Source organism: Actinocatenispora comari, assembly GCF_017312725.1.
Taxonomy (GTDB): domain Bacteria; phylum Actinomycetota; class Actinomycetes; order Mycobacteriales; family Micromonosporaceae; genus Actinocatenispora; species Actinocatenispora comari.
In genome coordinates, this window is record NZ_BOPO01000020.1 from 62,976 (window position 1) to 76,459 (window position 13,484).

Sequence of the window (13,484 nt, forward strand, 5' to 3'; positions counted from 1 at the left end):
CGCGAGCATAGCGTTCACTTCCTATCCATTGCAACACCAGGGCCGAGTGTTGTTGCGTTAGGTTCCCAACGGTTGCAACGAAAACTGCATCTCTACCTGCTAGAACGCACTTTCAGTGCAACAACGCTCTTGCTCATTATGGAAAGGCAACGTAGCGTTTCCGGTGTTGGAAACAGAGCGCCACCGACCCGCAGGAGCCCGTCATGCAGACGTTCACCACCACCGCCCCGATCACCGCCGCGCTGGACATCCCGGCCGGGCGCATCCAGTTCATCGCCGCGGAGCGCGGCGACACCACCGTCGAGATCCGGCCCGCCGACGCCGGCCGCAAGCGCGACCGGACGCTGGCCGAGGAGACCACGATCGACTACGCCGACGGCACCCTGCGCATCCAGGCGCCGACCAGGAACCAGTACCTCGGTCCCTCGGGCGCCGTCGAGGTCACCGTGCAGCTGCCCGCCGGGTCCCGGATCGAGGCCAGGACCGCCAGCGCCGAGTTCCGCGGCGTGGGCCGGCTCGGCGACATCGACTACGACAGCAAGCACGGCCCGATCAAGATCGACGAAGCCGCCAGCGTGCAGCTGACCACCCTCGCCGGCGACGTGACCGTCGGTCGCCTCACCGGCGCCGCGCGGATCAACACCAGCAAGGGCGACATCCGTATCGACGAGGCGACGCGCGGCACGCTGACGCTGCGCACCGACGCCGGTGACGTGTCGGTGGGTGCCGCCGCGGGCGTGTCCGCCGAGTTCAAGGGCGGCACCCGATACGGCCGGATCCACGAGGCGCTGCGCAACGACGGCAGCATCGCGCTGACCATCGACGCGACCACCTCGTACGGCAACATCACCGCCCGCAGCCGCTGACCCACCGGGCCGGCGTCCCCGCACCGGGGCGCCGGCCCGGATCCCTTCCGTACCACGGTGAGAGGACCTCCCGATGAGTACCGACGCGAACTACCGAGCCGCCGAGAAGCTGCTGCGCCGGCCGGTGAGCCCCGGCGAGCTGGTCGTCGGCAACCAGATCCGTCCACAGTGGATCGAGGGCACCGGCCGCTTCTGGTACAAGGTGGCCACCGGCACCGGAACCCAATTCGTCCTGGTCGATCCGGCGGCCGGCACCCGCGAACCGCTGTTCGACCACGGCCGGCTCGCCGTCGCCCTGGCCGCGGCCGCCGGCCAGCCGGTCGACGCCGAGGCGCTGCCGTTCGGCACGATCGTGCTGCGCGCCGACGCCGTCGAGTTCCTCGCCTTCGACGGGTACTGGCGGTGCGGGCTCGACGACTACCGTTGCGCGCCCGCCGAGTTCACCCCGCCGGCCAACCCGCTGGACGTGCCGTCGCCGGACGGCAGCGTCGCCGTGTCGCGGCGCGGGCCGAATCTGTGGGCGGTGACCGGCGACCGCGAGTGGCCGCTGACCACCGACGGCGAACCCCATCACCAGTACGGCACCAGCCCGGAGAGCCTGGGCAACGGCACTCTGCTGCGCAAGTTCGGCATCCCGTACCTGCCGCCGGCCGTCGCCTGGTCACCCGACTCGACGAAGATCCTCACCCACCGCACCGACGAGCGCGACGTGCGGCAGACCGCGCTGATCGAGTCGCGGCCCGCCGACGGCGGCGCGCCGGCACTGCACACCCAGCGGTACGCCTACGCCGGCGACGCCGCCGCACCGCGCGCCGAACTGGTGGTACTCGACGTCGCCACCGGCACCGTGGTCCACGCCCAGGCCGATCCGCTGTTCGCCCCGACGGCCTCGCCGGTGCTGGGCAGATCGGCCTGGTGGGCCGACGACGGCTCCGCGGTCTGGTACCTGAGCCAGACCCGCGACCGGCGCACGCTGTCGCTGCACCGGCTCGACCCGACCACCGGCGAGGTGGCCACCGTGCTCACCGAGACCGGCGACACCCGGATCGAGCCCAACCAGTGGCTGTACGAGCCGCCCATCGTGCGGGTGCTCGCCGACGAGGTCCTCTGGTACTCCCAGCGCGACGGCTGGGGCCACCTGTACCGCTACGACCTGCACATCGGCGCGCTGGTCGACCAGGTCACCCGCGGACCGTGGGCGGTCCGGCAGATCCTGCACGTCGACAAGGACGCGCGGGTGGTCTACTTCACCGCCGCCGGCCTGGTCGAGGCCGATCCGTACCGGCGCAGCGTGTGCCGGGTCGGCCTGGACGGTGCCGGTTTCGCGGTGGTCACCGACGACGGGCTCGACCATGTCGTCACGATGCCGGCCGACCGCGCCTGGTTCGTCGACTCCGCCTCCACAGTGGACACCGCCCCGGTGACGACGGTACGGGACTGGGCCGGCCGGGTCCTGGTCGAGCTGGAACGCGCCGACACCGGCAAGCTGGAGGCATTGGGCTGGACGCCGCCGGAACGGTTCCGCGTCAAGGCCGCCGACGGGGTCACCGACCTCTACGGCGTGCTGTACCGCCCGCACGGCTTCGATCCCGACGGTCGGTACCCGGTGGTCGACAGCATCTACCCGGGACCACAGATCAACCGGGTCGACCCCTGCTTCGATCAAGGCGGGACGGGCCTGGACGCCGAACCGCTCGCGGCGCTCGGCTTCGCCGTTCTCGCCGTCGACGGACGCGGCACCCCCGGTCGCAGCAAGGCGTTCCACGACGCCTCGTACGGTCGGCTGTCCGAGGCGGGGTCGCTCGACGACCACGTCGCCGCGCTGCGCCAGCTTGCCGAGACCAGGCCGTGGCTGGACCTGGACCGGGTCGGCATGCTCGGCCACTCCGGCGGCGGGTACGCCGCCGTCCGGGCGATGCTGGACCACCCGGAGGTCTACCGGGTCGGTGTGGCACTGTCCGGACCGCACGAGCCACGGTTCTTCAGCCTCGACTTCGTGGAGGCCTACGACGGTGCCGGCAACCCCGACGCCTGGGCCCGATCGTCCAATGTGGACATTGCGGATCGGTTGACCGGCAAGCTGCTGCTGGTGCACGGGGAGATGGACGACCAGGTCCACCCGGACCACACGATGCGGCTGGCCGACCGGCTGGTCGCCGCCGGCAAGGACTTCGAGCTGCTCATCGTGCCCGGCGCCGAGCACCTGTTCATCGACTGCCTCGCCTACGTGCGCACCCGCTGCTGGGACTTCCTGGTCCGCGAACTGATGGGCGCTCGGCCACCGGCCTACCGCCCCGCCCCGATCGTCCTGGACCCCGACCTGCTCGGCGACCTGTTCGCCTGACGACGGCGAGCCCTCCGTCGCCACCCCCGACCCCGGCCACACCGAACCTGCCCGGCTCGGTATGGCCGCGGCCGGTCAGGGGGTGGCGCCGCGGCGGATCTCGATGTCGGCCGGCGGCGTGGTGGTGGGGTGTTCGTCGGTGCAGACCCGGACGCCGACGGCCCGGCCGGTCCTGGTGTCGACGAACCTGATCGGTGCGCCGGCGTCCTGCAGGTGCCGGTCGCCCCACTGCACCAGCGACAGGAACACCGGCAGCAACTCCTCGCCGGCCCCGGTCAACCGGTACTGGTCACGGGTGCGCTTTCCCTGCTCGCGGTAGGGGGAGCGGGCCACGATCCCGGCCGCTTCGAGCTGCTTGAGCGCCCGGGACACCGCCGGCGCGGAACTCTCGGTGCGGTCGACGAAGTCGTCGAACCGCACGGTGCCGAAGAACAGCTCGCGCAGCACCTGGAAGGCGGTCCGGGTGCTGAGCACCTCCAGCACCCGCGTCATCGAGCAGAGGCCACCGACGCGCCACCGGGTGCGGTCCCGAAGTTCGCCCTCGAAATCCATCTGGCTCCCCTGACTGACGCTTGCGTTAGCCAGCCTAGCATGATCTGATGGTCTGACTAACGAGATCGTTAGTCAGACGGTCCGGACTCCCGGCGGATCGCCAACCAGTGGGGGAGACACCATGACCGTCGTCGACACACTCACCCGACGCAACGAACGGTTCGCCCGAACCGGCTTCACGCCCGGACTGTGGATGCTGCCCGCCCTGCGCTCCGTGCTGCTGGGCTGCGTCGACCCACGGGTCGACCCCGCGCACGTGCTCGGCGTCGACACCGGAGAACTCGCGGTCATCCGCAACGTCGGTGGCCGCGTCACCCCCGACGCGATCGCCGAGATCGCGCTGCTCGCCCGGCTGACCCGCACCCTGCTCGCCGAGCACGCCCCGGTCGCCGACCTGATCGTGATGCAGCACACCGACTGCGGCATCACCCGCCTGCAGGATCCACCCGAGCAACTCGCCGGCTACTTCCACATCGACCCCGCGGCACTGCCGGACAAGCACGTCGCCGACCCGCGCGCCGCGGTCGACGCCGACGTCGCCGCGCTGCGGGCGGTACCGGAGATCGCCGCCGCCTTCCGCGTCAGCGGCATCGTGTACGCCGTCGAGACCGGACGTGTCGACGTCGTCACGGTCCAGCCGGCGCCGACGCCCTGACCATCGCGCCGGCTGGTTGGCCTGCCCCGTTCGTACCGGGGGACACCGGCTCGGGTGGGCCCGACCCGGCGTGGCCGCGGCGACCGCCGCGGCTCTGTCGGGGGCAGGCGGTACCGTCGGCGGCTATGGGCGGGGCGGACACCGACGGTGGGCAGGTTCTGGAAGCGTGGCGTGGCGGGTTCGGCCGGGCCGAACTGACCGCGCGGCGGGTGGCCGGGCTGCTGGAGGTGCCCGGCTGTGCCCGGCGCGAAGTGCTGGACGCCGCCGAGCTGCCGCTGCCCGATGTCGCCGGGCTGCTCGGCTGCCCGCCGCCGCGGCTGAGCCCGTTCGTGCACGCGCGCCGGCGCCGGTTCGACGCCGTGTGCACCGACGAAGACCTGGCGGCACTGCTGCCACTGGCCCGCGACGGGCTCGACCTGACGATCGACACCGGCCGCACCCGGCAGGTGCCCGGCGCCGGCGCGGCCGAGCGGGCCGCCGCCACCGAACGGCTGCTCACCGAGCTGCCCGAGCGTTCCCTGACCCTGCTGCGCGATCCGGTGCTGCCGCTGCGGCTCGGTGACCGCGAACAGTGGCTGACCCTGGACACCCTGCTGGTCACCGGCACGATGCCGCGGCACGTGGTCGCCATCCGTACCTTCCCGCGCCAGGACGGCGTCGCCGATCCCACCCAGGTGGCCGCCGCCGCCCGCGAGATCGCCGCCAGCGTGCTGGCGCTGCGCGCCCGCACCGAGGTGTCCCGCCGCGCCCTGCTGGTACTGCCGGAGAACGCGTCGCTGCAGCCGGTCGCCGCGCCGCTCGACGTCGCACCGCAGCTGGCCCGGCTCACCGCCCTGGTGCGTACCGCCGGCGACCGCTCCCGGCTCGCCGCACTGCTCGCCGCCACGCCGCCGCTGCCCGACCCGACCGCCGACGACGCCCCGGAGCGCACCGCCGCCGCGGTCGCCGCGCTGCCGCACCGGTTCGGCGACGGCTGCCTGCGCTGCGACCTGTTCACCTTCTGCCGCGGTGAGCAGGAGGACGCCGAGGCCATCGGCCGCCTCGGCACCGCGGTGACCAACGCCTGCGCCTCGGTGCCCACCGTCGACGCCGCGCTCGCGCTCGCCGACGGCAGCCGCGCCCCGGTCGGCGCCGCCGAAATCGCCCTCGCCGACGGCCTGTCCCGGGCCGCCCGCGCGCTCGAACTGGCCACCGCCCGATGAGCGATCTGGCCACCTACCGGCGGCTGCTCGCCCGGCGACAGCGGCGTGCCGTGCCCGCCGCCGCCCGCTGCCACCCCTACCTGGCCGGCGAGCCGCTGGTGATCGTCGGCTACCACCTGGCAGGGGAGCCGGCCGCACCGCTCGCCCTGCGGTACGGGACCGCGCCCGGCCGGTGGCGCACCGTCGTGGTGCCGGAGCCACGCGACCGCACCCTGCGCTTCGCCGCGCTCGCCACCTTCGGCGCCGACCTGCGCGACCACCTGGCCGGGTTCACCGACCGCGACGACGTGCCGGTGCTCGATCGCCGCGGCGTACAGACCGACACTGAGCAGGTCTGCCGGCGCGCGCCGCAGCTGCTGGTGCCGAACTCGACCACCGCCGCCTGGCTGTGCGACACGCTCGGCCGGTCCCTGCGCTACCTGCGCACCGACGGCGAACACCCGGTCGACCCGGTGCTGCCGGCCGTCGGCGCCGACCTGAGCTTCTTCGCCACCCGCCGGGTACTGCCCGGCTCCGCGCTGGTGCTCGCCGCCGGCGACCTGCTGACCACGCACTGGGTCACCGGCCAACTCCCCGCCGAGGACGCCAACCTGCACACCGCGCTCGCCTGGGTCGACCCGCAACGCGTCCCGGCCGGTGCATCCGGCTCGGCCGGGGCGGACGGCGACCCGGGATGGGCCTCCGGTGCCGACGGGGTGGCCGCGGCGCTGGCGGCCGAGGCGCTGCCGCCGGCCGGACCGGTGCCCGACCCGCACTTCGACGCGACCCGGCTGGCCCCGGCGATCGAGCGGTACCACGCCGACGGCGATCCGGCGCCGCTGACCGCACTGCTCGACGAGCCGCTCGACCCGGCCTGGCGGGCCACCTGGCGGGTCCGCGAGCTGGTCGCGGCGCTGCCGGCCGCCGCGCACGCCGAACCGCGCTGGGAGTCCGACCGCCGCGCCTGGACCCGCCACCTCGACCGGGTCGCCGCCGGTACCGCGCACTTCAGCGCCCGGCTCGACCAGCTCCGCGCGTTCCGGTTCCTCGGCGAGCTGGAGTCGCGCACCGCGGCGCTGGAACGGCAGATGGCGCTGGACGATCCGCTGGTGCTCGCCGGTTACGTCGCCTCCGGTGAGGCGCTGTCCGGCCAGATCGTCGCCCGCGACCACGAACGGCGCGAGCTCAACGCCCGCGGCAGCAAGGTGTTGCGCCCGCTGCTGCGGGTCCGGCCGCGGCTGGCCTTCGACCGCCCGGCCGGGACCGAGCTGTGGTTGGTCGACCGCCCCGGTGTCCAGGTGCGTACCGGCGTGGCCGGCGCCGACGGTGCGCTGGAGTGCATCGTGGTCAAGGGGATGGGGCGCACCCCGCAGCAGGCCGACGCGGCGTTGCCGGCGATCGGCGCCGACGTCGTGCTGGCACCGTTCGGCCCGCAACCGGTCTTCGGTGACACCCTCCCCGAAGACCTGCCCTGGACCCACCGCACCCCCGAACCCGACGACGGCCCCGATGCCGACGCCGAGGACACCGCCGAGCCGGCTGGCGGGCCGGGGCCCCGGCACGAGGCGACGGGGGAGCGACGGTGACCGGACCGTCGACCGCGTCGCCGGCCGCCGCGCACGCCGCGGCGGTCGAACGCACCTGGTCGCACCTGACCGGCGGTGCGCGCACGGTGGTGGTCGACTCGCCGCCCGGCGCCGGCAAGTCCACGCTGGTGCGGCAGCTGACCGCGCGGCTGGTCGACACCGGGGTGCAGGTGCCGGTGATCACCCAGACCAACGACCAGGCCGACGATCTGGCCGCGGCGATCGCCGGCGCCGTCGCGCCCGCCCGGGTCGGCCGGGTGCACGCCGGCGGCTACACGCCGCCCACCGCGGACGCCGGCGAGGCCCCGGTCGCGTACTCGACGAAGGTCGCGGATCTGGGCGGCTGCGCGGTGCTGGTGGCCACGGCCGCGAAGTGGGCGTTCGTCGACGCGGCCGACCACCACTTCGAGCTGGGCATCGTCGACGAGGCCTACCAGATGTCCTCGGCGGCGCTGGTGCGGGTCGCCGAGCTGTTCGACCGGCTGCTGCTGGTCGGCGATCCGGGGCAGCTGTCGCCGTTCACGATCGCCGACGAGCACGTGCTCCGCTCGTACGCGACGTGGCCGCTGGACACCGCCGCCGGCACGATCCTGCGTAACCACCCGGACACCCCGGTGGTGCCGCTGCCAGTGTCCTGGCGGCTGCCGCCGAGCGCCGCCGCGCTGGTCTCGGATTCCTTCTACACCAGGCCGTTTCGCGCCGGTACGCAGCCGGGGCAACGCTCGCTGCGGATCGCCGCACCCGGCACCGACGCGTACGGCCAGGTGCTGTCGACGGCCGCCGCCACCGGCTGGGGCCTGCTGGAGCTGCCCGAGGCGTACCTGCCGCGCACCGACCCGGCCGCGGTCGCCGCCATCGCGACGCTGGTGACCCGCCTGCTCGGTACCGACGTGTCCACAGTGGACGAATCCGGTGCCGGGGTGCTCACACCCGCGCAGCTGGCGGTCGGGGTGACCCACCGCGACCAGCGGGCGTTCGTGACCGCGGCGCTGGCCGAGCACGGCATCGCCCCGGGCACCGTCACCGTCGACACCGCGAACCGGCTGCAGGGCCGCCAGTACGAGCTGGTCGTCGCCTGGCATCCGCTGTCCGGCCGGCGCGACGCCTCGGCGTTCCACCTGGAGGCGGGCCGGCTGTGCGTACTGGCCTCCCGGCACCGGCACGCCTGCGTCGTGGTCTCCCGCGCCGGCGTCGCCGACCAGCTCGCCGCCTACCCCGCCGACGAACCGGTCTGGCTGGGCGCCGACCCGCCGCAGGTCGACGGCTGGACCGCCAACCTCACCTTCCAGTCCCATCTCGACACCGTCCGCGTCGCCCTGCCCGGACGCTGACCGCCGGGCCGCGTGCGACCCTGACCCGGCGGTCGCAGCGACCCTGACCCGGCGGTCGCTTGCGACCCGACACGGTGGTCGCTTGCGGTCCTGGCCCTGCCGTCGCGGCGGTCTTGACCCGGCCCCGAATCCGGCGGGCAGCCGGGGCTGGGGGCTCGACCGAGGTTTGAGGGTTGCCGGTGCAGTCACGCGGCGATTCGGAGGAAAAGCCTTCCTCGATCGTTCAACGATACGATTCAGGGGCATGACGTCGAACCCGCACTCCGCCCGCGGAGACTTCCCGCTGTCCATGGACGAGCTGCGCGTCGTGGCGCACTACGCCGTCGGGGCTGCCCGCGACGTCCTGCCGGTCTTCGAACGGGCGGTACCCGGCGATCCCCGTCCCCGTGCCGCGATCGACGCCGCCTGCTGCTTCGTGCACGGCGGCCGCCGGACGTCGCTGCAGCGTGTCGCGTCCGTCGCCGCCCACCGGGCCGCCCGGGCGGCACCCACCGACATCGCCCGACTGGCCGCACGAGCGGCCGGCGACGCCGCATCCGCGGCGTACCTGCATCCCATCGCCCGGGCCAGCCAGGTAGGTCACATCCTGCGGGCGGCCGCCACCGCCGCGCACATCGCGCAGCTGCGCGCCGGTGGGGACCCCGCGGTCGCCGACGCGTTCCTGGACCGTTCGCGGTGGCGGGCGACACCGGTACTGATCGACGTGTTGCGACGCTATCCGTCCCCGGCCGGCGGCTCCGGCCGCATCGCACACCTGATGACCACGCTGGACCGGTCACTGCGCCGGACGCCCGTGCCAGCACCCGCCGGGGCGCAGCCGCGGGACGACGGGGCGGAGGCGTCGGCATGATCCTGCCGAAGGTTCGCGACCCGCGCCTGGTGACCGTACGCCGGGGCGGCACCCTCACCGATGCCGACCACCGGCTGCTGGCGCTCTGGGCCGCCGCCTGCGCCGAGCACGTGCTGCCGCTGTTCGAGGCGGTCCGGCCGGACGACACCCGGCCGCGGGAGGCGATCGAGGCCGCGCGCGCCTGGACCCGCGGCGAGCTGGCGATGATGCAGGCGCGAGCGGCCGGCGGGCACGCCATGGGCGCGGCCCGCGACCTGCACGGGGCGGCACGCCACGCCGCGTACGCCGCCGGGCAGGCGGCCTGCGTCGCGCACGTCGCCGCGCACGACCTCGGCGCGGCCGCCTACGCGATCAAGGCCGCCCGAGCCGCTCGGTCGGGTGACCAGAGCAGGGCCGCCGGCGCCGCGGAATGCCGGTGGCAGCGCGCCCAACTCCCCGCGGCGATCCGCGAGCTGGTACTCGACGACCAACGCGCCCGCAACGACATCTGCTGGTCGGTGTTCGAGTGCTGACTGCTGGTCTGGCCACCGCGATCGTGGCCGACCCTGCGCGGCCGGCCGGAGAGCAGGTCAGCCGAGCGGGTCGGGCACGGTGTCCGCGGTCGCGGCCTGCCGCAACGCCTCCGTCGCCGCGCCGGTCAGCGGGCGCCCGTGGCCGAAGCAGACCACGTCGGCGGGGAGCCCGCCGAGCCGCCGGAACGAGCGCGCCGCCTGCCGCCGGTCGCAGTTGAACGGGCCCAGCAGCACCGCCCCGTCGTGCTCGGCGGCCACGTCACCGGTGAACAGTACACCGGCCTCCGGCAGGTGCAGCGCGATGCTGCCGGCGGTGTGCCCGGGTGTCGCCACCACCCGCGCGCCGACACCGTCGAGGATCTCCTCGTCGTCGAGCTCGTGGTCCACCCGCGCCGGCGGCGCATCCGACAGGCCCTGCGACACCTGCGCGTGCAGCGCGCGCTCGGCCGCGGTCAGGACCAGCTCGTCCCCGGCGCGCTCGCCCCGGATGACCGGGGCGTCGGCGCGGTGCGCGCACACCCGGACGTTCGGCCAACCGGCCACCTCGGCGGCGGCACCGGCATGGTCGGCGTGCCAGTGCGTCAGCACCAGCTGGGTGACCGCGTCGCGGTCGAGGCCCCAGTCGCGCAGTGCCGCGGCGATGACCTCGCCGGTGCCGACCCGGCCGGTGTCGACCAGCAGCACCCCACCGGAGTGCCGCAGCAGGTAGGCCTGGCCGGGCGGGCTGACGACCATCCGCAGATCGGCGCGCAGCTCGACGATCTCCATGCCGCCCACCGTATCCCGCCGCCCCTGCGTCGACAGTGGCCTTCGCTGACGGCAGAACACCGGCGCACCCACCAGACCGCCGTACCGGCGAGACGGCTGCGAGGTCTCGTGGACCGCACGGCGGGCTGGCTAGGCTGCACCGTCATGACCAGCGATCTCGGCTACACCTGCTCGTGCTGCGGTGCCCACCATGCGCAGCTGCCGATGGCCTACGGCTTCGAAGCGCCCGATCTCTGGGACACCAGCTTCGAAGGTCGGTCCGACAGTCTGCTCTCGTCCGACCAGTGCGTCATCCAGGATCAGGCCTACTTCGTCAAGGGCCTGATCGAGATACCCGTCATCGACAGTGACCAGGTGTTCGCGTGGGGCGTGTGGGTGTCGCTCAGCCGGCAGAACTACCGGCGCGCCGCCGAGGTGTGGGAGGCGCCCGAACGCGACCAGGAGCCCCCGTACTTCGGCTGGTTGAGCACCGAGCTCGCGATCTACTCGCCCGCCACCACCAACCTGAAGACCAACCTGCACACCCGGTCGGTCGGCGAGCGGCCGTTCGTCGAGCTCGAACCCACCGACCACCCGCTCGCCGTCGAGCAGCGTACCGGCATCAGCCTCGACCGGGTTCGCGCGATCGTTGAAGCGGTCCGGCACGCCGGCGAAGACCGCTGATGGTCTGTCCTCAGTGGACGACGAGGGGCCGGAAGGCGGCCCGGATGTCGCTGTCGGAGGGGTCGACGGACTGCTTCGAGGAAGGATCGGAGTCGTAGTACGGCTCGGTGGTGGTGTAGCTGAGCACCGACGGGCAACTGGACCCACCGATCTGGATCGTCCGATCCGCGACCTTGCGGCCGGTGCGCAGCTCGTACACCTGCACCGGCAGCGCGATCTTGTAGAACGTCACGTACAGCGGCGAGCCGGGATGGGCGTGGCTCTCGTACGGGCAGGTGCGGGTGGCGCTGCCGCGCTTCTCGTCGCCGACGCAGGCGATCAGCGCCGCCCTGGTGGTGTCGTCGGTCTGCCAGGACGCCGGCAGCTTGCCGGTGTAGTCGTCACCGCCGAAGAACATCACGCGGTTGGTGCCGTGGCGAGAGCGGGTCGCGTCCGGGTACTTCTCCGGGCCGGTGCAGTACTCCGGCCAGCCGTTCGCCGTCGATCCGGACAGCAGCGAGTCGATGTGGTCCAGCTCGATCTTCTTGTCCGCCTTGGTGATCCCGGCTCGGGCCTGCCCGGTGCGGGGATCGTCCGGGTACTGGCTGAGCAGCTGCCGGTACCGCTTCTTCGCCGGCGCCCACTTCCCGTCCGACATCAAGCTGTCGCCGCAGCCGAGCAGCGCGGCCGGGGCGGCGCGCGGTACCACGGTCGCGGACCGGTCGAGCAGGGTGTGGTCGCGCTTGCGGGCCCGCAACCAGTCGGTGATGTCCGCCGTGCGGCAGGCGTCGTGGGTGGGCAGACCGGCGAGGAAGGCGGTCAGCGCCCGGTCGACCACCTTGTCGTGGCCGGGCAGCTCGTGCAGCACCCCGGCGAGCCCGTCGAACCCCTTCGCCAGCGCGTCGGTGTCGGCCGAGCGCAGCCCGCGGCGCAGTGCCACGCTCGCCGCGGTGACCCGCCGGCAGGCCGACCGGGTGTCGTCGGCCCGCACCGTCAGCGGGGCGTCGGTGAGCGCGTCGCCGAACCCGATGCGGTGCAGCGCGGCGCGCGCCGCCGCGCAGTCCCCGTCCCGGCGGGCCGCCATCAGCGCGTCGTCGATCGTCTGCGCGTCGAACCGCAGGTACGCGAGACCCAGCAGCACCGGCAGCGCGAAGCACAGCGCGGTCACCCGCTGCCGCCACCGGCCGGTACGCGGCGCGGAACCGCCGCCGAGGTACCAGCCGTGCGCGATCAGCGCCAGCCACCACCCGCCGAGCACGATCTCGAACCAGACCGTCCGGAACGCGCCGACCGCGAGCAGCAGCAGTACCAGCGTGATCAGGTCGGCGAGCACGGCGAGACCGCGGCGGCGCAGCAGCACGTACCCGACGCCGAGCAGCGAGGCGTTGCCCAGCGCGGCCGCCAGCCGGTCGTGGTGGCGCGGCGGCGCCGGTGGCCGGGCCGGCGGAGCCGGCGCGAGTCCCGGCAGCGGTCCGGCCGGCCCCGGCAGCGACTCCGACGGCCGTGTTTCCCACGTCCCGGGCCCCGACGGCCCTGATCCCGACGGTTCGGTCCCTGCTGGCGTGAGCGCCGGTGGCCCGGGGGCCGGCATCGGTCGTCCCGGCGGCGTCGCTGGCACCGGAGCCGGCGGTAGGCCGCCCAGGCTGGGCGACGCGGCGGCCGGGATGCCGGTCGTGGCCGCCGGATCGGCCGGCGGGCCGGCGGAGGCGGCCGGCGTCTCGGCCGCCGGCAGTGGCTGGGCGGGTGGCTGCTCCGCCGGGCCGAACGCCGGCGGGCCGGACGGCGACCAGGCGGGCGGGGCGGCCGGTGGCTCGCCGGCCGGGACGGCGGGGCGGAGCCACGGGATCGGCTCGGTCGGCGTCTCGTCGGGCATCGCGGCTTCCTCCATCACCGGCGGGTATCTGGTGCCTCGCCCCGGATCCGCTGGAGGTGGCCGCGATCGCTGCCGTCGCCCAGTCGGGCAGCGCGCAGCCGGCGCGGGCGCCGACCTGTTGGCGGTGAGGGGATCGGACCAACCAGGCGATCGTAGGAAGGCGGCGATCGGCGCGCCACGGTGCTTGCGGGACCGTGCAAACACCGCGCTGAACGCGGTTTCGCAGCACGCGGCGCCGGCCCGAACCGCCCGCAAGCCAGCGAAGGTCCACAACCCGAACGTGGTCCGCCGCCGGAGATGGTCCGCAACCCGAACGTGGTCCGC

Annotated in this window: 12 protein-coding genes; 9 read left to right on the forward strand and 3 right to left on the reverse strand. The window is 74.2% G+C overall.

The annotated features are described in order from the left end of the window. Positions 1 to 203 precede the first annotated feature (203 nt). Together NUM_RS07500 and NUM_RS07505 are read left to right on the forward strand one after the other, a co-directional pair. The gene (locus tag NUM_RS07500; protein ID WP_207123969.1) at positions 204 to 866 is read left to right on the forward strand and encodes a DUF4097 family beta strand repeat-containing protein; all 663 of its coding nucleotides are present in this window, start codon (positions 204 to 206) and stop codon (positions 864 to 866) included. Between the two features lie 73 nt (positions 867 to 939). Then, entirely contained in the window at positions 940 to 3,210 is a 2,271-nt protein-coding gene (locus NUM_RS07505) for a S9 family peptidase (RefSeq protein WP_207123971.1), read from the forward strand. A 75-nt stretch (positions 3,211 to 3,285) separates the two neighbouring features. Here NUM_RS07505 and NUM_RS07510 read toward each other — a convergent pair whose 3' ends face one another. Continuing rightward, the gene (locus tag NUM_RS07510; protein WP_225918391.1) at positions 3,286 to 3,702 is read right to left on the reverse strand and encodes a winged helix-turn-helix transcriptional regulator; all 417 of its coding nucleotides are present in this window, start codon (positions 3,700 to 3,702) and stop codon (positions 3,286 to 3,288) included. 181 nt (positions 3,703 to 3,883) lie between these two features. On the opposite strand from NUM_RS07510, the gene NUM_RS07515 reads away from it, so the two are divergent. The 6 genes from NUM_RS07515 (at position 3,884) to NUM_RS07540 (ending at position 9,877) form a co-directional block, all read left to right on the forward strand. Beyond that, positions 3,884 to 4,417, forward strand: a complete 534-nt coding sequence (locus NUM_RS07515; protein ID WP_207123975.1) for a carbonic anhydrase — start codon at positions 3,884 to 3,886, stop codon at positions 4,415 to 4,417. Between the two features lie 125 nt (positions 4,418 to 4,542). Next, a complete protein-coding gene (locus tag NUM_RS07520) occupies positions 4,543 to 5,619 on the forward strand; it encodes a hypothetical protein (protein WP_207123977.1) in 1,077 nt (358 codons plus the stop codon). Then, positions 5,616 to 7,184 (forward strand): serine/threonine-protein kinase, encoded by a 1,569-nt coding sequence (locus NUM_RS07525; protein WP_207123979.1) that lies wholly within the window; start codon positions 5,616 to 5,618, stop codon positions 7,182 to 7,184. The genes NUM_RS07520 and NUM_RS07525 overlap by 4 nt, the downstream gene beginning before the upstream one ends. Continuing rightward, positions 7,181 to 8,515 carry an AAA family ATPase gene (locus NUM_RS07530; RefSeq protein ID WP_225918392.1) on the forward strand — a complete coding sequence of 445 codons (1,335 nt, stop codon included), beginning with the start codon at positions 7,181 to 7,183 and terminating at the stop codon, positions 8,513 to 8,515. Before NUM_RS07525 ends, NUM_RS07530 begins: the two co-directional genes overlap by 4 nt. Before the next feature lie 244 nt (positions 8,516 to 8,759). After that, on the forward strand, positions 8,760 to 9,365 hold the full coding sequence (locus NUM_RS07535; RefSeq protein WP_225918394.1) for a putative immunity protein: 606 nt from the start codon (positions 8,760 to 8,762) through the stop codon (positions 9,363 to 9,365). Beyond that, positions 9,362 to 9,877: a putative immunity protein gene (locus tag NUM_RS07540; protein WP_207123981.1), complete on the forward strand. Its 516-nt coding sequence runs from the start codon at positions 9,362 to 9,364 to the stop codon at positions 9,875 to 9,877. The genes NUM_RS07535 and NUM_RS07540 overlap by 4 nt, the downstream gene beginning before the upstream one ends. Positions 9,878 to 9,934: 57 nt before the next feature. Here the strand turns inward: NUM_RS07540 and NUM_RS07545 are convergent, their stop codons facing one another. Beyond that, entirely contained in the window at positions 9,935 to 10,645 is a 711-nt protein-coding gene (locus NUM_RS07545) for an MBL fold metallo-hydrolase (protein WP_207123983.1), read from the reverse strand. A gap of 108 nt (positions 10,646 to 10,753) precedes the next feature. On the opposite strand from NUM_RS07545, the gene NUM_RS07550 reads away from it, so the two are divergent. Next, entirely contained in the window at positions 10,754 to 11,308 is a 555-nt protein-coding gene (locus NUM_RS07550) for a DUF2199 domain-containing protein (RefSeq protein ID WP_225918393.1), read from the forward strand. A gap of 10 nt (positions 11,309 to 11,318) precedes the next feature. On the opposite strand, the gene NUM_RS07555 is transcribed toward NUM_RS07550, so the two are convergent. Further along, positions 11,319 to 13,160, reverse strand: a complete 1,842-nt coding sequence (locus NUM_RS07555; protein ID WP_207123984.1) for a hypothetical protein — start codon at positions 13,158 to 13,160, stop codon at positions 11,319 to 11,321. Between the last annotated feature and the right edge of the window lie 324 nt (positions 13,161 to 13,484).

Excerpts from the sequence above, each read along its gene's own strand:
- NUM_RS07505 (WP_207123971.1), top strand. The coding sequence starts at position 940 with ATGAGTACCGACGCGAACTACCGAGCCGCCGAGAAGCTGCTGCGCCGG.
- NUM_RS07540 (WP_207123981.1), top strand. The coding sequence starts at position 9,362 with ATGATCCTGCCGAAGGTTCGCGACCCGCGCCTGGTGACCGTACGCCGG.
- NUM_RS07555 (WP_207123984.1), bottom strand. The coding sequence starts at position 13,160 with ATGCCCGACGAGACGCCGACCGAGCCGATCCCGTGGCTCCGCCCCGCC.
- NUM_RS07515 (WP_207123975.1), top strand. The coding sequence starts at position 3,884 with ATGACCGTCGTCGACACACTCACCCGACGCAACGAACGGTTCGCCCGA.
- NUM_RS07535 (WP_225918394.1), top strand. The coding sequence starts at position 8,760 with ATGACGTCGAACCCGCACTCCGCCCGCGGAGACTTCCCGCTGTCCATG.
- NUM_RS07525 (WP_207123979.1), top strand. The coding sequence starts at position 5,616 with ATGAGCGATCTGGCCACCTACCGGCGGCTGCTCGCCCGGCGACAGCGG.
- NUM_RS07500 (WP_207123969.1), top strand. The coding sequence starts at position 204 with ATGCAGACGTTCACCACCACCGCCCCGATCACCGCCGCGCTGGACATC.
- NUM_RS07520 (WP_207123977.1), top strand. The coding sequence starts at position 4,543 with ATGGGCGGGGCGGACACCGACGGTGGGCAGGTTCTGGAAGCGTGGCGT.
- NUM_RS07545 (WP_207123983.1), bottom strand. The coding sequence starts at position 10,645 with ATGGAGATCGTCGAGCTGCGCGCCGATCTGCGGATGGTCGTCAGCCCG.
- NUM_RS07510 (WP_225918391.1), bottom strand. The coding sequence starts at position 3,702 with ATGACGCGGGTGCTGGAGGTGCTCAGCACCCGGACCGCCTTCCAGGTG.